The sequence below is a fragment of the Flavobacterium sp. Arc3 genome, from assembly GCF_041431375.1.
Taxonomy (GTDB): Bacteria; Bacteroidota; Bacteroidia; order Flavobacteriales; family Flavobacteriaceae; genus Flavobacterium.
Genome location: NZ_JASMRI010000030.1, coordinates 23,639 through 43,165 on the forward strand (window position 1 = coordinate 23,639; position 19,527 = coordinate 43,165).

Consider the following 19,527-nt stretch of genomic DNA (forward strand, 5'->3'; position numbering starts at 1 on the left):
TCAATACATGAATAAGGCGCCATTCAATTTCAATAAATGGAATACGATTATAGGTTGGTTTACATTTGTAATCGCATTAATAACTTATACCCTTACAGTTGAACCCACCATGAGTTTTTGGGATTGCGGAGAATATATTGCTACTGCAGCAAAACTTCAAGTTGGCCACCCGCCCGGAGCACCTTTGTTTCAAATGATTGGTGCGTTCTTTGCCATGTTTGCGTCAGATAACGAACATATCGCCTTAATGGTTAATATGACTTCTGTTGTCTCTAGCGCCTTCACTATATTATTTTTGTTTTGGTCTTCATCGATGATTTTGAAAAAATTAATTTCAAGAATAGAAGAGCCAAATCAAAAAGAGAACGAAACAACTCAATTAAACACAAGTAATGCTATTGTAATTTTAGGCGGCTCTTTTGTTGGAGCTCTATCCTATACTTTTTCTGATAGCTTTTGGTTCAATGCGGTAGAAGCCGAAGTTTACGCTATGGCTTCCTTGTTTATTTCCCTTCTTTTTTGGTTAGGTTTACGCTGGGAACAAGACATGGATTCACCTAGAGGAAATCGATGGTTATTGATTATTTCACTAGTAATTGGGTTGTCATTTGGAGTTCACTTTATGGCTCTGTTAACGATCCCTTCAATTGGACTACTGTACTTCTTTAAGCATTACAAAACAGTAACCGTTAAAAACTTCATCGTTGCTAATGTTGTCGTTATCTCAATACTGCTATTTATTTTCAAATTACTACTACCGCTAACCATGTCTTTCTTTGCAGGAACAGAAGTTTTCACAGTTAATTCACTTGGAATGCCTTTTGACTCTGGAACCATTCTAGTTACTGTCATTCTTACAGCGGCATTTTATTTTGGTTTAAAATACACTAAAAACAAAGGCCTTGTTACTTACAACACTTTAATCCTTTGTATATTATTTGTTTTAATTGGGTTTTCAACCTGGACAATGTTACCTGTTCGTGCTAATGCCAACGTAAACATTAATGAAAACAAACCTTCTGATGCGCGCGAGGTACTCGCTTATTACAATAGAGAGCAATATGGCTCTAACCCCTTGTTCTACGGCCCTCAGTACACTGAAGCTTTTGCTGGTTTAGATAAGAACAACCCGTATCTTGATAAGGCTCCTAACTATGAGAGAAACTATAAAACTGGAAAATATGAGATTGTAAATAATTTCAAAAATGCCGTGCAAAATCTTAACGACGAGCACAAAACTATTTTACCTCGAATGTGGAGCACAGATCATATAGCTAATTATATGAACTTTACAGACGCTCCCAAATTCGAATTAAACCCTAATTATCCTTATGAAGATGATTTAGCTAAATACGGAGTTGACGCAAGCCAATTATCCGAAGAAGATTACAATAGAGCTATTGGACAGTTAAAAAATGAAATTCGAAAAACAGTTTCCGAATTTAGAACTGCTTACGCACAAAAACAGATTGACAATGATGGTTATGTGAAATTCCTGAAAAGCTACGGTGATTACTTAATCATAGAGAAACCATCCACGGTAGACAATTTAAGTTTTATGTTTGAATATCAGTTTGGATACATGTACGTAAGATACTTGATGTGGAACTTTGTAGGACGTCAAAATGATATCCAGGGAAGATACGACAGTCAAGATGGAAACTGGATTAGTGGAATAAAATTCATGGATGAATTACACTTGGGTTCACAAGATAATTTACCAGAGGATGTCCTTAACAATAAAGGACGTAACACCTATTATTTCCTTCCATTTCTTCTAGGACTTATAGGACTTATGTATCATGCTACTAAGGATCGAAAAAGTTTCTATGTATTATTGACTTTATTCTTATTCACAGGTATTGCCTTAAAAATTTACCTGAATGAAAGACCGTTTGAACCAAGAGAGCGTGATTATGCCTTAGTGGGATCTTTTTATGTTTTTGCAATTTGGATCGGGTTTGGAGTTTACGCATTGTACGAAAGCGCCCAAAAATACCTAGCTCCAAAAATAGCAGGTCCAATAATTATTGCAGCCAGCATATTAGCAGCTCCAGTTCTTATGGCATCTCAAAACTGGGATGACCATGACCGCTCCGGCAAGTACACTGCAACTGCAATGGCAAAAGCCTATCTGAACTCATGTGACCCTAACGCTATTCTATTTACCATAGGTGACAACGACACTTTCCCGTTGTGGTACGCACAAGAAATAGAGCATGTAAGGACTGATATTAAGATTGTAAATACTAGTCTTTTCATGACCGATTGGTATATCGACCAAATGAAAACAAAAACATACGAAGCTGAGCCATTACCAATCTCTTTTACACACGATCAGTATGTAGGAGACAAATTGGATTATGTAGCATACATTCCAAAAACAGAAAGCAGATGGGAGATAAAAGACTTAATGACTTTTATTAAAAATCCAAAATCCACCGTTGGTTTGCAAAACGGACAAACAATTCATTTTTACCCAACGAATAAAATTAGAATCCCTGTCGACAAAAATGCTATCATAGAAAACAAGGTTGTTTCACCTAAATACTATGATTCTATTGTTCCTTACATTGATATTGACATCAAAGGGAACGCCTTGTATAAAAACCGACTAATGATGCTTGACATTGTAGCCAATAATAATTGGAAAAGACCTATTTTCTTCAGCCCTGGTGCTTTTGATGATGAAGACTATCTTTGGATGAAAGACTTCCTTCAACTTGATGGAATGGTCTATAAATTAGTTCCCGTAAAAACTGCAATATCGAAAGATGGCAGTCCATTAGACATGGGACAAATTGATTCTGAAAAGATGTATGCCAATGTAATGAAATGGGATTGGGGTAATAGCGACAGCAACAAAATATACCACGATCCTGAAACTAGAAGAGAAAGCATCACTTACAGAACAAATCTTGCACGATTGATGGATCAATTGATTACTGAAAAAAAATTAGATAAGGCAAAAAACATTATCAATTTAGCTTTGACAAAAATGCCTTTGGATAAATTTGGGTATTATTCTTTAGTGGAGCCTTTTACAAAAGGATACTACCAAGTAGGTGAAAAAGCCAAAGCACAAGATCTATTAGAGAAATTGATTGCAAAATACAAAGACAATCTTAATTACTACAGTAAATTAAAGTCATCAGAACAATCGAGTTTAGCTATTGATATCATCACAGATCTTGAACGTTACAGAAGTTTACTACAGGTTATGGAAGAAAATGGAGATATGAATTTCTATAATAAAAATAGAACTGTCTTTAACACCTATATCGAAATGTTTGAACGTTTTGGGCGAGAAAAAGAATAAACGAATACGATAAATATCTTTAAAAAATGCAGCGAAATTTATAACTTTTGCTGCATTTTTTTTTAATTTTGATATAAACAAATACCACAATGAGCTTTTATTGGATTAAAACACATTTGCTTATCAAGAAGCTATTTTCTCAATATATATGGGACTTGCCAAATAATGAAAAGAAAGTTTATCTAACATTCGATGATGGTCCTACTCCAGAAATTACAGAATGGGTTTTAAAACAATTGGAACTGCACAATGCCAAAGCTACTTTTTTTTGCCTTGGGAAAAACATTGAAGCCCACCCCTCTATTTTCGGAAAATTAATACAGAAGAAACATACAATAGGAAATCACACTTTCAACCACTTAAACGGCTGGAAAACCAGCGATGAAGACTATACTAAAAACATTTTACTTTGTGAGAATTCTATTAAAAATCACAAAATTGAAATTAATCATTCAGAACCTAAACTCTTCCGCCCTCCCTACGGAAAAATCAAATCCGTACAAGCAAAAAAATTAAAGAATGAAGGATACAAAATTATTATGTGGGATGTTCTAAGTGCTGATTTTGATCAGACAATTACAGAAGAAAAATGTTTGAAAAATGTAGTTTCAAATATAAAACCGGGAAGTATAGTTGTGTTCCATGACAGCGTAAAAGCATTCAAGAATCTAGAATACACACTGCCAAAAGTCTTGGAATATTTAGATAAAAACAACTTCCAATGCGAAGCTATTTAACTAACGAAGTTGATTTAAATTATTACAACTGCTCTTGTACAATACCAATAAGAGTGTTAGCGTCTAACTCGCCAGATTGTCTCCAGATCATTTGCCCCTCTTTATAAATCATTAAGGTAGGAAGCCCTTTAATTCTTAAAGCATCGGCCAATTCTTGGTTTTTATCCACATCAATCTTAATGACCTTTGCTTTATCGCCAAGTGCTGCTGCCACATCCCTAATTACAGGATGCATAGAAACAGATGACTCATTCCAATCTGTGTAAAAATCTATCAACACAGGCACTCGTGCGCTTATAAGTTCTCCAAATTTTGACATAAAATCTACGAATTTAATTTTTTAAATCTACTTAAAAAAAACAGACATTAATCTACAAATGTAGCATTTTTAACTAATTATGCGACATTCTTACCTTTTTTTAGTTCAATGACCGTAATTTCAGGCATTATTCCAACTCTACCAGGGTATGCGTGATAGCCAAATCCTCTATTTACATAGACATATCTTCCTAGGTTTTCGTATAAACCAGCCCATTGTGCATAAACGTATTGAGCTAAACTCCACTTAAAATAACCCGGAATTTCTATACCAAATTGCATACCATGCGTATGTCCAGACAAGGTTAAGTGAAAATTCTTTTCATGATTTTTGATTTCATAATCCCAATGACTAGGATCATGACTCATCAAGATTTTAAAATCGTCTTGATTAACCCCTAGTGAAGCTTTGTTAATATCACCTGCTTTTTTGAAATTTTGCCCCCAGTTTTCTACACCAATTAATGCAATTTTGTCGCCCCCTTTTTCTATATAAGTGTGCTCATTCAACAATAGCTTAAAGTCAATTTCTCCGTAAAGATTCTTTATAGCCTGAAAGTTATCTTCTTTATCTTTTTCTGTAGGCCAAGTAACATACTCTCCATAATCGTGGTTCCCAAGAACAGAATATTTGCCATACTCGTGTTTCTTTATCCTATTGAAAGTTTCTATCCAAGGATGCATTTCTTTAGCATCTGTATTCACGATATCTCCGGTAAACAGAATCATATCTGAATTTTGCTCGTTTACCAAATCGATTGCATAATCAATCTTCTCTGGGTTATCAAAGCTCCCACTATGTACATCTGATATTTGTGTAATTGTAAAACCATCAAAAGCATCTGGTAAATCTGGAAAAAAGATACGCTGTTTAATTACTTTGTAGTTGTACCTCCCTATGGTTATTCCATAGATCAAAGACATAAATGGAATTGCCGCTAAACCTAGTCCTACCTGACTTACAAATTTTCTTCTCGAGGCAAAAAAGGCTGTATTATCATTGTTTTCTATAAAATAACTGATCGACCCAGCACCTAATCTAAATAGATCTTCCCCAAGTAAAATAAGAGTTAATACCATTTTAGGAACATACACCAGAAGCACTAGACCCATTGTAAACATAGTTTGTTTAGTTTGTCCAACAGAACGGTCAAACTGCATAAAAGAATAAACAATAAATATAAAAAGCAGTACACTAAGGATTTGATAAGAAACCAAAACCCATTTTAACTTTATTAATGTTTTTAATGCTTGAAATGCATAAAGCTCAATTATGATAAGAAAAAGGCTTAAAAATACGATACGGAAAATCATTATAATTATTTTTATTGACAAAATAACAAATTAAGAAAACACTATGTGTAGTTATTAATCAATATTTAACTAAAACCGTATCAAATATTTTGCTTTCATATTTTTTAAAACAAGAAAAGGCTGGTAAATTAATTATTTCGCTTTATCTAATCTAATAATTACATATTCAAAATAACCATACAACCTTCGATGGCAAATCAAAATTTTTAAATTATGACATAGGTAGTTTCGACATTTCTTTAATAAAAACAAACAATACTGCTGACCTAATATAGTGGTCTAATTTAAAACAATCTTTAGAATAGCAATCTTTAGAAATATTGAAATCCGTTCCGACTTTATCTTTTAAGTTTTGTACTTTTGAAATCTTTACAAAATCACAATCATGCCAGAACAAAAACGTCTCTTTTTACTCGATGCTTACGCTTTAATTTTTCGAGGATATTATGCCTTTATTAAAAACCCAAGAATAAATTCTAAAGGAATGGACACTTCGGCAATTATGGGATTCATGAATTCCTTAATGGATGTTATAAAAAGAGAAAAACCAGATCATTTAGCAGTTGCTTTTGACAATGGTGGAAGCCAATTAAGAAACGAAATTTACCCAGAATACAAAGCGCATCGCGATGCCACTCCCGAAGCTATTAAAATTGCTATCCCTTATATTCAGGATTTACTGAAGGCGATGCACATACCTATTATAGAAGTAAAAGGTTATGAAGCGGATGACTTAATAGGAACCATTGCAAAACAGGCCGAAAAAGAAAATTACAAAGTCTTCATGGTTACTCCTGATAAGGATTTTGCGCAATTGGTATCTGAAAACATTTTCATGTACAAACCAGCCCGAATGGGAAATGGAATCGAAATTTGGGGTGTTCCAGAAGTATTGGAAAAATTTGAAATAGAAAGACCCGATCAAGTTATTGATTTTCTAGGAATGATGGGGGACGCCGCTGATAACATTCCTGGCCTTCCCGGAGTAGGTGCAGTTACAGCTAAGAAATTCCTAAAAGAATTTGGGACAATGGAAAACCTATTAGCTAATACAGACAAGCTAAAAGGAAAAATGAAGGAGAATGTTGAAGCAAACAAAGAGAAAGGACTTTTGTCGAAAACATTAGCCACCATACTTCTTGATTGCCCCGTAGTTTTTGACGAAAATGATTATGAATTATCAACTCCTGATGTTGAGAAAACAGACGCTCTTTTTAATGAGTTAGAGTTCCGTAGAATGGCAGAACAGTTTGATGCCATATTCAAAAAAGGCGGAACAGCAACAACTAACACCGCTACAGAAGAAGCTAAATTATATAAAAGTCCACAACCAAAAAGCGAAGAGCAATTTGACCTTTTTGCAAGTGCAATTCCTAACGAAGCTTCAGATGCTACGCACCACCAATATTACAACACCTTAGAAAACACAGAACATTCATATCAAATTATTCAAGGTGACTTGGGTATAAAATTGCTTTTGCAAAATTTACTTAAACAAGATTCCGTTTGTTTTGATACTGAAACTACAGGTTTAGACGCTCTGCATGCAGAACTTGTTGGTATTTCATTTTCATTCGAAAAAGGAAAAGGATTTTACGTTCCTTTTCCAGAAAATCAAGAAGAAGCGCAAGTTTTGATTGATAAGTTCATTCCTTTTTTCGAAAATGAATCCATTGAAAAAATTGGCCAAAACTTAAAATACGACTTAAAAATCCTCTCTAATTATAACATTAATGTAGAAGGTAAATTGTTTGATACTATGATTGCTCATTATCTGATCAATCCAGATATGCGTCATAACATGGACATACTTTCTGAAACCTATTTGAAATACTCTCCAAAGTCGATTGAGGCCTTAATTGGAAAAAAAGGAAAAAACCAAAAATCGATGCGTGATGTTGATTTAGAGGAAATCAAAGAATATGCAGCAGAAGATGCTGATGTCACTTTTCAGTTAAAGCAATTATTTTCTGTCGAATTAGAAAAAACCGAGACCAAAAAACTCTTTGAAGAGATTGAAATTCCTTTGGTAAAAGTCTTGGCAGACATGGAAAAAGAAGGAATCAGACTAGACACTGATTTTTTGAAGTCATTATCACATGATTTAGACACCGACATTAAAAAACTGGAAACCGCTATTTATGAGATTGCAGGAGAAGATTTTAATTTAGCATCACCAAAGCAACTCGGCGATGTTTTATTTGACAAATTAAAAATTGGCGGAGCCAAACAAAAGAAGACTAAAACGGGACAATATGCCACGGGCGAAGAAGTTTTAAGTTACTTAGCTAATGAAAATCCAATCGTAAAAGACATTCTTGACTGGCGCCAATTAGTGAAACTAAAAAACACTTATGTTGACGCTTTGCCAAATCAAGTAGACCCGGTAACCCTTAGAGTGCATACAGATTATATGCAAACTGTGGCTGCAACAGGTCGATTGAGCTCCAATAATCCTAACTTACAGAACATCCCTATTCGTACGGAACGAGGACGACAAATAAGAAAAGCATTTGTAGCAAGAGACGAGAATTACACCTTAGTTTCTGCCGATTACTCCCAAATAGAATTGCGAATCATTGCAGCACTGAGTGGTGAGGAAAACATGATAAAAGCGTTTTTAAATCACGAAGACATTCATAAATCTACTGCTTCAAAGGTATTTGATGTTCCACTGGAAGAAGTCACGAGAGAACAACGTAGCCATGCAAAAACAGTAAACTTTGGAATAATATATGGAGTTTCTGCATTTGGACTTTCAAATCAAACAGATTTATCCCGTTCTGAAAGTGCTGCTTTAATTGAAGCCTATTACAAAACCTATCCAAGATTGAAATCATACATTTCAGAGCAAATTGATTTTGCAAGAGAAAATGGATATGTACAAACAGTTTTAGGTCGTCGTCGTTATTTAAAGGACATCAACTCACAAAACGCAATAGTTCGTGGTGGAGCAGAACGTAATGCGGTTAACGCACCAATCCAGGGAAGTGCAGCCGACATTATCAAAATCGCGATGATTAACATTCATAAAAAACTGATTGCAGAAAACTATAAAAGTAAAATGCTACTTCAGGTTCATGATGAACTTGTGTTTGACATTCACAATTCAGAACTGGAAAAAATGAAGGAGATGATCAAATACGAAATGGAAAATGCATTCAAACTTGACGTTCCTTTAGATGTAGAATTAGGAGCTGGTAAAGATTGGCTGGAAGCGCATTAATATATAGAGCCCCCAAAAAAAAAATCCACTCCAATTAAATAAAGGAGTGGATTTTTTTTATATCCTGATTCTAATTATAATTACAACTTTCTAGAAGACTCTCTTTCTTTTAATTTTGTTTTAATAACCACTGTTTCATAAGGAATATTTTCTTCTTTAGATTCTAATCTGTCAATTAGTAATTTAGCCGCCACTTCTCCAATTTCGACTCCGTGTTGACTTATGGTGGTTAGACTTGGGGTCAATCTTCGGGATGCTAGAATACCATCAGCAAAACCTATAATCGAAAGTTCTTCGGGAATTTTATATCCTTTTTTTAATCCAATTTTTAAAGCCGCAACAGAATCATTTTCATCCAGAGCAAAAACACCATCAATGGTATTATTATCAAATACGCCTTCAATTTTACTTTTTAGATCTTCTTCTGAGTCCGTACGAAGAATTATATTTTCATTTATTGCAATATTATTATCCTTTAAAGCTTTCAAATATCCATCAGCTCTTAATTTCCCCACACTCAAATTATCGACAGAAGACAACAAAGCAATATTTTTACACCCCAGATCAATTAATCGCTGCGTTGAATTTAAGGCAGAGTCAAAGTCATCTACAACCACTTTGTCACACTCAACACCAGCTGCAATTCTATCAAACATAACTATAGGTGTACCATCATTAATTATTTCCTTAAAATGAGAATAATCCTGAAGTTTTTGAGCTTCTTCTGAAACTGACAAAATAAATCCGTCAATAGTACCATTACTCAACATTTCTAAAGTATGGGCTTCCTTGTCCATCGATTCATTAGAAATACACATAATAACATTATATCCTTTTTCATCTGCTACTTTTTCTATACCACTAAATACTTTGGCAAAAAAAGAATTAAGAATATTAGGTATAATAACCCCAATGGTCTTCGTTTTTCGATTTTTAAGATTTAAACCGATTACGTTAGGCTTATAATTTTTAAGCTTCGCGTATTCCTTAATTTTAATTTTTGTTTGATCACTAATTTCAGGACTATCGTTAAGTGCTTTAGAAACTGTAGAAACAGAAACGTTAAGTTCTTTTGCTATTTGTTTTAGAGTTGCTTTGACTTTCATAATTAAGTAGGTGTTGGCTTTATCAGCAATTTAAGAGAAATCCATCTTAATCTGCTAAGTATTAGTTTTCTTTTAACGCAAATAGCTCTTTTTTTAGCTAATGATCCTTTATTGCTAACTCGCAAGATAAAACTTTTATTTCGATAACAAAAGTAATATAAAAATAGAACGACGCCACAATGTACAATTGTAAAAGCGAACTAATCCACGGCGCAACAAATATACAATTGATAATCAGGGGTAAAACGACTAAAAATTATTCTTTTAAGGTATTTGTATTTAAAATAATAAATTGTACTTTTGCATCCCCTTTAATGGGGATGGAATGTTTAATTAAAAAAATATTATGGACGCATTAAGCTACAAGACTCAATCAGCAAGCAAAGCCACCGTTACAAAGGAGTGGATTGTTGTAGATGCAGATGGGCATAACTTAGGTCGTCTTGCATCAAAGGTCGCAATGATCCTTAGAGGTAAGTACAAACCAAGTTACACACCGCACGTTGACTGTGGAGATAACGTAATTGTTATCAACTCAGAAAAAATCAACCTTACAGGTAACAAAATGGACGAGAAAATTTACATGCGTCACACAGGTTACCCAGGAGGTCAAAGAACTTTAACTGCTAAAGTATTGCAATCTAAAAACCCTGCATTACTAGTAGAAAAAGCTGTAAAAGGAATGTTACCAAAAAACAAAATTGGTGCTGAACTTTTTAGAAATTTAAATGTTGTTGTAGGTTCAGAGCACAAACAAGGTGCACAAAAACCGAGAACAGTTAACCTTAACGATCTTAAGTAATGGGAGTTATTCACAAAATCGGTAGAAGAAAAACCGCTGTTGCACGTGTTTATGTTTCGGAAGGAACAGGAGTAATCACTGTAAACAAAAAAGAATTCGCAACTTATTTCCCTACTGCTACTTTACAGTACAAAGTAATGCAACCTATGTCTATGACAGAAAATGCAACTAACTTTGATGTAAAAGTAAATGTTTACGGAGGTGGTTCAACTGGACAAGCAGAAGCTGTAAGAATGGCATTAGCACGTGTTATGTGTGAAGTAAATGCTGAAAACAGACTAATCTTGAAACCAGAAGGTTTATTGACAAGAGATCCAAGAATGGTTGAACGTAAGAAATTCGGTCAGAAGAAAGCTCGTAAGAAATTTCAATTCTCGAAACGTTAATATTGCCTGTCTTGAATACATTTATTCAAGACTTATTGAATTTATTATTGAATTTAAAACAATGTTGTTGTTGCCTACCGAGGTAGGAATTAGTTTAGCATCTAAATGCATTTAGCCGAGAAATCGCCATTCATGCATTGCTAATCAACAGAACGTAAACTAGTACAAAAAATGTCAAACAAAGTAGAAGTAAAAGAATTACTAGAAGCAGGTGTTCACTTCGGACACATGACTAGAAAATGGGATCCAAACATGGCTCCTTACATTTATATGGAGCGTAATGGTATTCACATTATCAATCTATATAAAACTGCAGCAAAAATTGAAGAAGCTAATGAAGCTTTGAAAAAAATCGCTGCATCAGGTAGAAAAATATTATTTGTTGCTACCAAAAAGCAAGCAAAAGACATCGTTGCTGAAAAAGCAAAAGCTGCAAACATGCCTTACATCACTGAAAGATGGCCTGGTGGAATGCTAACTAACTTCGTAACTATCCGTAAAGCTGTTAAAAAAATGGCTACTATTGATAAAATGAAGAAAGATGGTACTTTCATGACCCTTTCTAAAAAAGAGCGTTTACAAGTTGATCGTCTTCGTGCTAAATTAGAGAAAAATTTAGGTTCAATTTCTGATATGTCAAGATTACCAGCTGCATTATTTGTAGTAGATATCAAAGCTGAACACATCGCAATAAAAGAAGCTCAAAAATTAAACATTCCAGTTTTTGCAATGGTTGATACTAACTCTGATCCTCGTGAAGTAGAGTTCGTTATTCCATCAAATGATGATGCTTCTAAATCAATCGATAAAATTTTATCTTTAGTAACAGCTGCAATTGTTGAAGGACTTTCTGATAGAGGTTCTGACAAAGAAACTGACGCAACTGAAAAAGCGGCTCCAGCAGCTGAAAAAGTAGCTCCAGTAGCAACTGAAACAGCAGCTCCAGCAGTAACTGAGACTGCAGCTCCGGCTGCTGACACAGCGGCTCCAGCAACTGAAGAATAAAACAATATTTAAATTCCAAATTTTAAATTCCAAATTCCCAAAAAAAGATTAGAAACAATAAGTTGATAATTTGATAAAATTGGAATTTGGGATTTAGGAATTGGAATTTTTACTTTTAACCTTATAAAAAAATACAACATGGCAACAATAACTGCTGCAGACGTAAATAAATTAAGAACAGCTACAGGTGCTGGAATGATGGATTGTAAAAAAGCATTAGTAGAAGCTGATGGTGATTTTGAATTAGCAATTGAAAACCTACGTAAAAAAGGACAAAAAGTAGCTGCAAACCGTTCAGACAGAGAATCTACTGAAGGTGCTGCAATTGCTGTTGTAAATACTGACAAAACTGCTGGTGTTGTTATCACATTAAACTGTGAGACTGACTTCGTAGGAATGAATGAAAGTTTTGTGAAAATGGCTACTGAAATGGCTAACCAAGCATTAAACTTTGATACTAAAGAAGCATTTTTAGCTTCAGATTTCAACGGAATTACTATTGCTGATAAATTGATCGAGCAAACTGGAGTTATCGGTGAAAAATTAGAAATCAGAACTTTCGAGAAATTAGAAGGTGCATTTGTAGGTTCTTACATCCACTCTGGAAACAAGATCGCTACTTTGGTAGCTTTATCTGCTGCTCCTGCTGGTGCTGAAGAAGTTTCAAGAAACGTTGCTATGCAAGCTGCTGCTATGTCTCCTATCGCGTTAAACGAAGAAGGTGTAGATGCTGCAGTTATCGAAAAAGAAATCGAAATCGCAAAAGATCTTTTGCGTCAAGAAGGTAAACCAGAAGCAATGTTAGACAATATCGCTAAAGGTAAATTGGCTCGTTTCTTTAAAGATAACACTTTAGTAAACCAAGATTATATTAAAGACAACAAATTAAGTGTTGCCAACTATGTAAAATCTTTAGATAAAGATCTTATCGTTACAGGTTTCAAAAGAGCTGCTTTAGGTTAATCCCTATTTCAACTTTAAATATATAAAAAGAGCGATTTGAAATTCAAACCGCTCTTTTTTTATGCCTTTTTTTTTACTTTATTCTGTTTTCTTTGAAACTGCAAAACCTCGCGACTTCATCAATGCATCGGTTTGAGGATCTCGCCCTCTAAACGCCTTGTACGCTTCTTCCTGATCAGTGGTGTTCCCAACACTAAATACGTTATCAAAAAGTCTTTTAGCTACCTTTTTATCATAAGGGCCATCTCCTTCCATAAAAGCTTCATACGCATCAGCACTAATAACATCAGACCATAAATAACTATAATACCCCGCGGCATAGCCATCACTTGCAAAAATATGACCAAATTGTGGAATACGATGGCGCATTACGATTTCCTCTGGCATATGTAATTTTGCCAAAGTCTCTCGCTCAAATGCAACTGGATCAATGATTGTATCTCCAGCCAAATGTAATTTCATATCGATCAGACTACTTGAAATAGTTTCTACGGTAGAAAAACCTGAATTAAATGTAGACGCCTTTTCTATTCGATCAACAAGAGCCATAGGTATTGGTTCGTTTGTCTTATAATGCAATGCAAATTTACTTAACACTTCTGGAGTTTCCAGCCAACGTTCTAATATCTGAGAAGGAAACTCAACATAATCTCTCGCTACAGCAGTACCTGCTAATGTTGGATACGTTACATTAGAACTTAAACCATGTAATGCATGTCCGAATTCATGGAATAAAGTTGTTGCATCCGTCCATGAAATCAATACTGGTTCGCCCTCTGCTCCTTTGATAAAATTACTATTATTAGATACTATTGTCAATACCTCACCGTCTAACTTCTGTTGATTTCTATAGGCATTCATCCACGCTCCAGAACGTTTCCCTTTACGAGCATAGGGATCAAAATACCACAAGCCAATTTGCTTACCAGACGTCATATTACTCACTTCCCACACACGTACATCTGGATGATAAACTGGAACATTATTAACTGGAGTAAACTTCATATCAAATAATTGCCCAGCAACCCAAAACATTCCTTCTCTTAGTTTCTCTAACTGAAGGTACTGTTTCACCTCATTTTGATCTAGATCATATTTTTCTTTTCGCACTTTTTCCGAATAATAACGGTAATCCCAAGGCGCAATTTTAAAACTAGCTCCTCCTTCAATCACAATATTTTGCATAGCAGCAACATCCTTTTTAACTTGTGCAACTGCAGGCTCCCACACCGCTTCCATTAATTCAAGAGTGCGTTCTGGTTTCTTAGCCATTCTGTTTGTCAGGTTCCAATGCGCAAAAGTTGGGAATCCCATTAACTTGGCTTTTTTGGCACGCAATTGCAATATTTCAACAAGCGTTGCTTTATTATCAAACTCATCGTTATTATCTCCTCTGTTGATAAACATTTTCCACACTTTTTCTCTCAGCTCTCTTTGGGTCGAAAAAGTTAAAAAAGGATCTACAAACGAACGTGTATTACCAATGCATCCCAGTACATCTAATTTTCTTTCTTTGGCCTGAGCCATAGCTGCTTTTTTCAATCCTTCTGGCAGGCCATCAAAATCTGCTTCTGTGCGCAATATCACATACTGATTGTTTTCTTCGGCTAATAAATTCTGACTAAAACGCGAAAAAAGACTCGCTAATTTGGTGTTTATTTCACTTACTTTTTCCTTGCTAGCTACATCTAAATTAGCTCCTTCCTTAACAAAATTTGTATAATTTAACCAAATAAGTCTTTGTTGCTCTTTTGTTAATTTAGATTTTTCCTGAGAATTATATAGCTTCTCAATTCTTTCAAACAATTTCTTGTTTTGGTAAATCTTATTTGAAAGCGATGCCAATATAGGCGCCATTTCAGTCACAATAGGTTCAAATTCAGTACTGTTCAGATTTGAAGAATAAATTCCATACACTGTCATGACGCGCTTAAAGTCCTTGCCGGCGCGTTCCATTTGAGCAATGGTATTTTCAAAAGTGGGCGCCTTCGAATTGTTGGCGATTGCTTCAATCTCTTTTAAACGTTCCTTGATGGCAACATCAAAAGCAGGTTTGATTTGGGAAATATTGTATTCATTAAAAGCGGGCACTCCACCGTATGGGCCTGTCCATTTTTTGAGCAATGGGTTGTCCGGATTCCCCTGCGCATTAACACTTAACATTGTTGATCCGATCATTAGAGCAGTTATTATTTTTTTCATATTAACGTGGTATTACGCTTGTTTTTTTTCCGCTGCTAAATTTACTTAAAAATCTTAAGCAACAACAGAATTTGACAAAATACTGATTGGTTCTACTATCCTTAAAAACACAAAACAATTTACGATGGACAACCCAATTAGATGCCGCTACTGCTTGTCCAGCGACTTATACAAAGAATACCACGACCAGGAATGAAGAACTCCCGTTTATAATGATGCCACTTTGTTTGAATTCCTTATTCTGGAAACATTCCAAGCCGAGCTCAGCTGGATTACCATCTGGAATAAAAGGGAGAATTTCAGGAAAGCGTTCGACAATTTCGATTATAAAAAAATAGCCCGATATTCAGAAGACGAGATCCAAACCCTTTTATTGGACGCGGGAATCATTCGTGACAAATTGAAATCGCTAAAGGTAAATTAGCTGATTTCTTTAAAGATAACACTTTGGTAAACCAAGATTATATTAAAGATAGCAAATTAAGCATTGCCAATTAAATGAAATCCTTAGATAAAAACCTTATTGTTAATGGCTGCAAAAGAGCGCAGCTGGGTTAATATAATGTATATCTTCAATCTTATTTAAAAACCTCGTTTTGTTCTAAAAAAAGATTTTTTTTAGAACAAAACTATAATGAATAATTAACTCCAAGCATAAGATATCCCGGCATAATTGACACCATAGATTCAGTAAAAAAACTTTGATTATATGAAGTTGATATAAGCCTATTATTATTTAGATTCAACATTTTGCTACCATTGAATATTAATTTTAAATCTTTGACAACTACGTACTGAACATTCGCATTAAGAAAAAATACGCTGTTAGTATTAAAACTAGAATCTTGATTATCAATAATAAAACCTAGATCCCATTTTAATTTGTTCTTGTTTTTACCGCGCAATGAAAAAGCAAGTTGATGATTTATTGTACTATTACTAAAATTATTACGCTCCTGTTCTATCCTTCTCTAAATATAATTATAATCAAAACCAAACTGAATATCCGAATTTTTAAAATTAGAAATCAGAACTTTCGAGAAATTAGAAGATGTATTTGTAGTTTCTTACATCCACTCTGGAAACAAGATCGCTACTTTGGTAGCTTTATCTGCTGCTCCTGCTGGTGCTGAAGAAGTTTCAAGAAACGTTGCTATGCAAGCTGCTGCTATGTCTCCTATCGCGTTAAACGAAGAAGGTGTAGATGCTGCAGTTATCGAAAAAGAAATCGAAATCGCAAAAGATCTTTTGCGTCAAGAAGGTAAACCAGAAGCAATGTTAGACAATATCGCTAAAGGTAAATTGGCTCGTTTCTTTAAAGATAACACTTTAGTAAACCAAGATTATATTAAAGACAACAAATTAAGTGTTGCCAACTATGTAAAATCTTTAGATAAAGATCTTATCGTTACAGGTTTCAAAAGAGCTGCTTTAGGTTAATCTTAAGCAAGTTTTAAAATACTAAACTCCATTTCAAAGCAATTTGAAATGGAGTTTTTTTATAAAATAAGAATGGCCAGCAGACCGTTTTCTACAAACGGAAATGAAAAACGAAATACTGTTAAAAAGAATAATTAGCACCTATCATCATATATCCTGGCATAATCGAAATGACCGATTCTGTAAAAAAACTTTGATTGTACGCTGTAGTTATTAGCTGACTATTTTTTAAGTTTAGCATATTATTACCATTAAATAACAACTTCAAATTTTTAGCGACTAAATACTGTACGTTTCCATTCAAGAAATAAAGCTGATTGGTATTAAAACTTGAATCTTGATTATCGATAACAAATCCCAAATCCCATTTTAATTTATTGGTGCTTTTACCACGTAATTTTAAACCAATTTGATGGTTGACCGTTACATTATTAAAAGCAAATAAGTTTTGTTCTAAGCGACGCCTACTAAACTTATAATCGACGGCCACTTGCACATTCGAGTTTTTAAAATTAGAATTTACATTAATTTTACCACTGAAATTATTCGACTTAAATTCATTGCCTACTCCACTATACTCAGAAAACCCTTTGGTCGCTAAATACACAAGGGTACTTTTAATCGAGAATGGCAATTTCTTAATTTTTAAATCGTAACTAAAAATCCCTCTTAGCGTACTGGAACCAGATACTAAAGTTGCTTGATTCTCGACGTAATCATCTTGATAAATTACATTATTTGAAACCGCTTGATGATCTTTACTATAGTTTAGAGATGAAAACAACACAGAATTAGTCTTAGCGTTGACATTATAGTAATTCAAAGAGAAACTGTCTTGAGGTAAAATTTTATTATACTCTACTAAACTCTCTTTATTAATTGTTTGAAAATCTTCAATGACATCATTATTTAATAGTTGCGAAAGCAGTGGCAGTCGATGACTCAAAGCGTATCCCAAGCTAACTTTGCTAAGAAAACCAAGATTATAGGATACATTCAAATTTGGCTCTATTCTAGAATAGGTAGTTTGCTCGCTGTTATAAGTGCTTCTAACATTGCTATTACTAAATCCTACAACAGACTGAATTTTTGAATTCCATTGTCGTGTCCAACTAATATTAGTCCGTAGCATATCGTTCTTTAGCTCTAATTCTGTTTCTGACAATGGTTCTTTATCAATGTCATTTTTGAATCGATCCCTTTGCGTCAGTAAATCCAACTTAACGCTGAAGATGTTCGACTTCTTAGATAGAGTGAAAGAGTTATAAAAATCCAAATTACTGTTCCTGTTTTTGCTTTTTTGCTGAAGCGACAGTACACCCAAATCAAATAATTCTTGATTCGCATTTAGACCTAATTTATCGCTATTTGAATTTAAAGCATGCCTAACAACCCCTGTATACTTGATACCCTTTAAAAACGAAGTTTGAACCTTAAAAACTTGTGAAAAGCTCAAGCCATTACTTTCATCTTTATATGTAGTGCGATCTAATTCGTTATCTAAATTTTGCTTCATGGCATCATCTGTTGGTGTAACAGTAGCAGAATAAGATATAAAGGTCGTTGCTGATTTATTAAATTCCCATTTTACAGCAGTGTTATTTAATAAGTAAGACGCTTTCTTTCGATCAAAATAAGAGAGATTATTGTTTTCCTCTCCCAAATTTGTTTGCGTTTTATAATTCTCTTCTAATAAATTTGCTGCATTAAAAGTGTTAGAAAGCGTGATTTTTGAACGGGGCGAGATAAGATTTGTATAAGTAAGCCCAATGAACTTATTGTTTTTTTCTTTATAAAAAGGTGTAGGATTTAAGAACGAGGGTAATTCTATATCATTTAATCGATTTGACTCAGGACTGTCGTCACCAGCAGCTTTCATTTGGCTGTAATCCTCCCTTGAAATAGGCACGTTACCAATGGTATTGTAATCAGAGATAATTGCTAAATTACCTTTTTTAAAAAACTTAAATGAATTAGAATGAAACCGCACTGCCTCTTTACCGCCATAACCTAGCTCGACATCAGATACCCATTTACTTTTATAAAAATCTTTAGTCTTTAAATTTAGCGCCACCCCTTTATCACCTCCAGATGCGATAGCAAAGCCTGAATAATTGGTATACAAATCAATCCCTTCGATCATATCAGCATTGATATTTTGAGTGGCCATTTGATGTTTGTTTCCAAAAAACTCATTACCATCAATCAATACATTATTAATCTTCTCTCCTTTATAGAAAACTTTACCATCAGCATCGACCTCTAGACCAGGAAGCTTATTTATCACATCTTCGATTTTATTTTCGGTTCCATCAACAACAGCTTTTAGGTTGTACGAAATACTATCTCCTTTAATCCGCATTATTTTAGGTCTTGCCTTAATAATAACATCTTCGAGCTGGTTTAGTTCGGGAAGCATCTCAAAAGTTAATAAGGCATCTTTCTCTATTATAATTTGCTCCACAACAGCGCTGAAACCTAATTTTTTAAGCGTTATTGTATAGGTACCGGAAGGCAGGCTTTTAATAAATACACCATCAGTATTGGTAGAACCAAAAGCAACTTGTTGTTCTTCTTGTGATACAAGTACAATAACTCTAGAAACAGGCTCTTTTTTTTGATTCAAAATTGTAATACCCAATTTATTTTGCGAAAATAAGAGCACTGGGAATAGTAGAAAGAGGAGTTGTTTTAAATTCAAATTAATAG

General features: G+C 34.3%; 12 protein-coding genes and 3 pseudogenes. 10 read left to right on the top strand and 5 right to left on the bottom strand.

The genetic code is table 11. The features are described 5' to 3' along the window. Nucleotides 1-7: 7 nt before the first annotated feature. On the top strand, nt 8-3,319 hold the full coding sequence (locus tag QO200_RS17170; RefSeq protein WP_371542632.1) for a DUF2723 domain-containing protein: 3,312 nt from the start codon (nt 8-10) through the stop codon (nt 3,317-3,319). 89 nt (nt 3,320-3,408) lie between these two features. Then, nucleotides 3,409-4,056 carry a polysaccharide deacetylase family protein gene (locus tag QO200_RS17175; RefSeq protein ID WP_371542635.1) on the top strand — a complete coding sequence of 216 codons (648 nt, stop codon included), beginning with the start codon at nt 3,409-3,411 and terminating at the stop codon, nt 4,054-4,056. Nucleotides 4,057-4,078: 22 nt separating this feature from the next. Here QO200_RS17175 and QO200_RS17180 read toward each other — a convergent pair whose 3' ends face one another. After that, the gene (locus QO200_RS17180) at nt 4,079-4,375 is read right to left on the bottom strand and encodes a thioredoxin family protein (RefSeq protein ID WP_339918973.1); all 297 of its coding nucleotides are present in this window, start codon (nt 4,373-4,375) and stop codon (nt 4,079-4,081) included. A 77-nt stretch (nt 4,376-4,452) separates the two neighbouring features. Further along, a complete protein-coding gene (locus QO200_RS17185; protein ID WP_371542638.1) occupies nt 4,453-5,688 on the bottom strand; it encodes a metallophosphoesterase in 1,236 nt (411 codons plus the stop codon). Between the two features lie 385 nt (nt 5,689-6,073). On the opposite strand from QO200_RS17185, the gene polA reads away from it, so the two are divergent. After that, the gene (gene polA, locus QO200_RS17190; protein WP_371542641.1) at nt 6,074-8,914 is read left to right on the top strand and encodes a DNA polymerase I; all 2,841 of its coding nucleotides are present in this window, start codon (nt 6,074-6,076) and stop codon (nt 8,912-8,914) included. Between the two features lie 80 nt (nt 8,915-8,994). On the opposite strand, the gene QO200_RS17195 is transcribed toward polA, so the two are convergent. Beyond that, nucleotides 8,995-10,020, bottom strand: a complete 1,026-nt coding sequence (locus tag QO200_RS17195; protein WP_371542644.1) for a LacI family DNA-binding transcriptional regulator — start codon at nt 10,018-10,020, stop codon at nt 8,995-8,997. A gap of 346 nt (nt 10,021-10,366) precedes the next feature. Between QO200_RS17195 and rplM the strand changes: the two genes are divergently transcribed. The 4 genes from rplM to tsf all read left to right on the top strand — a co-directional run bounded on the left by rplM (nt 10,367) and on the right by tsf (nt 13,176). Beyond that, the gene (rplM, locus tag QO200_RS17200) at nt 10,367-10,822 is read left to right on the top strand and encodes a 50S ribosomal protein L13 (protein ID WP_007137451.1); all 456 of its coding nucleotides are present in this window, start codon (nt 10,367-10,369) and stop codon (nt 10,820-10,822) included. Beyond that, nucleotides 10,822-11,208, top strand: coding sequence for a 30S ribosomal protein S9 (gene rpsI / locus QO200_RS17205; protein ID WP_091083100.1), 387 nt, complete (start codon nt 10,822-10,824; stop codon nt 11,206-11,208). Before rplM ends, rpsI begins: the two co-directional genes overlap by 1 nt. 171 nt (nt 11,209-11,379) lie before the next feature. Further along, on the top strand, nt 11,380-12,213 hold the full coding sequence (gene rpsB, locus QO200_RS17210; protein WP_371542647.1) for a 30S ribosomal protein S2: 834 nt from the start codon (nt 11,380-11,382) through the stop codon (nt 12,211-12,213). A 138-nt stretch (nt 12,214-12,351) separates the two neighbouring features. After that, nucleotides 12,352-13,176, top strand: a complete 825-nt coding sequence (gene tsf / locus QO200_RS17215; protein WP_371542649.1) for a translation elongation factor Ts — start codon at nt 12,352-12,354, stop codon at nt 13,174-13,176. 78 nt (nt 13,177-13,254) lie between these two features. Here the strand turns inward: tsf and QO200_RS17220 are convergent, their stop codons facing one another. Further along, nucleotides 13,255-15,378, bottom strand: a complete 2,124-nt coding sequence (locus QO200_RS17220; RefSeq protein ID WP_371542652.1) for a M3 family metallopeptidase — start codon at nt 15,376-15,378, stop codon at nt 13,255-13,257. Between the two features lie 124 nt (nt 15,379-15,502). Between QO200_RS17220 and QO200_RS17225 the strand changes: the two are divergent. From QO200_RS17225 to QO200_RS17235, 3 pseudogenes are all read left to right on the top strand, one after another. Continuing rightward, nucleotides 15,503-15,784: pseudogene (locus QO200_RS17225) on the top strand (DNA-3-methyladenine glycosylase I); the annotation flags it as partial. Continuing rightward, nucleotides 15,784-15,876 (top strand): annotated as a pseudogene (locus QO200_RS17230) (elongation factor Ts); the annotation flags it as partial. The pseudogenes QO200_RS17225 and QO200_RS17230, both read left to right, overlap by 1 nt. Before the next feature lie 519 nt (nt 15,877-16,395). Further along, nucleotides 16,396-16,818: pseudogene (locus tag QO200_RS17235) on the top strand (elongation factor Ts); the annotation flags it as partial. Nucleotides 16,819-16,939: 121 nt separating this feature from the next. On the opposite strand, the gene QO200_RS17240 reads toward QO200_RS17235, so the two are convergent. Next, nucleotides 16,940-19,459: a carboxypeptidase-like regulatory domain-containing protein gene (locus QO200_RS17240; protein WP_371542654.1), complete on the bottom strand. Its 2,520-nt coding sequence runs from the start codon at nt 19,457-19,459 to the stop codon at nt 16,940-16,942. Nucleotides 19,460-19,527: the final 68 nt, after the last annotated feature.

What these genes read in the sequence shown, in the direction of transcription:
- QO200_RS17170 (WP_371542632.1), top strand. Translation starts at nt 8, where the DNA reads ATGAATAAGGCGCCATTCAATTTCAATAAATGGAATACGATTATAGGT.
- QO200_RS17175 (WP_371542635.1), top strand. Translation starts at nt 3,409, where the DNA reads ATGAGCTTTTATTGGATTAAAACACATTTGCTTATCAAGAAGCTATTT.
- QO200_RS17180 (WP_339918973.1), bottom strand. Translation starts at nt 4,375, where the DNA reads ATGTCAAAATTTGGAGAACTTATAAGCGCACGAGTGCCTGTGTTGATA.
- QO200_RS17185 (WP_371542638.1), bottom strand. Translation starts at nt 5,688, where the DNA reads ATGATTTTCCGTATCGTATTTTTAAGCCTTTTTCTTATCATAATTGAG.
- polA (WP_371542641.1), top strand. Translation starts at nt 6,074, where the DNA reads ATGCCAGAACAAAAACGTCTCTTTTTACTCGATGCTTACGCTTTAATT.
- QO200_RS17195 (WP_371542644.1), bottom strand. Translation starts at nt 10,020, where the DNA reads ATGAAAGTCAAAGCAACTCTAAAACAAATAGCAAAAGAACTTAACGTT.
- rplM (WP_007137451.1), top strand. Translation starts at nt 10,367, where the DNA reads ATGGACGCATTAAGCTACAAGACTCAATCAGCAAGCAAAGCCACCGTT.
- rpsI (WP_091083100.1), top strand. Translation starts at nt 10,822, where the DNA reads ATGGGAGTTATTCACAAAATCGGTAGAAGAAAAACCGCTGTTGCACGT.
- rpsB (WP_371542647.1), top strand. Translation starts at nt 11,380, where the DNA reads ATGTCAAACAAAGTAGAAGTAAAAGAATTACTAGAAGCAGGTGTTCAC.
- tsf (WP_371542649.1), top strand. Translation starts at nt 12,352, where the DNA reads ATGGCAACAATAACTGCTGCAGACGTAAATAAATTAAGAACAGCTACA.
- QO200_RS17220 (WP_371542652.1), bottom strand. Translation starts at nt 15,378, where the DNA reads ATGAAAAAAATAATAACTGCTCTAATGATCGGATCAACAATGTTAAGT.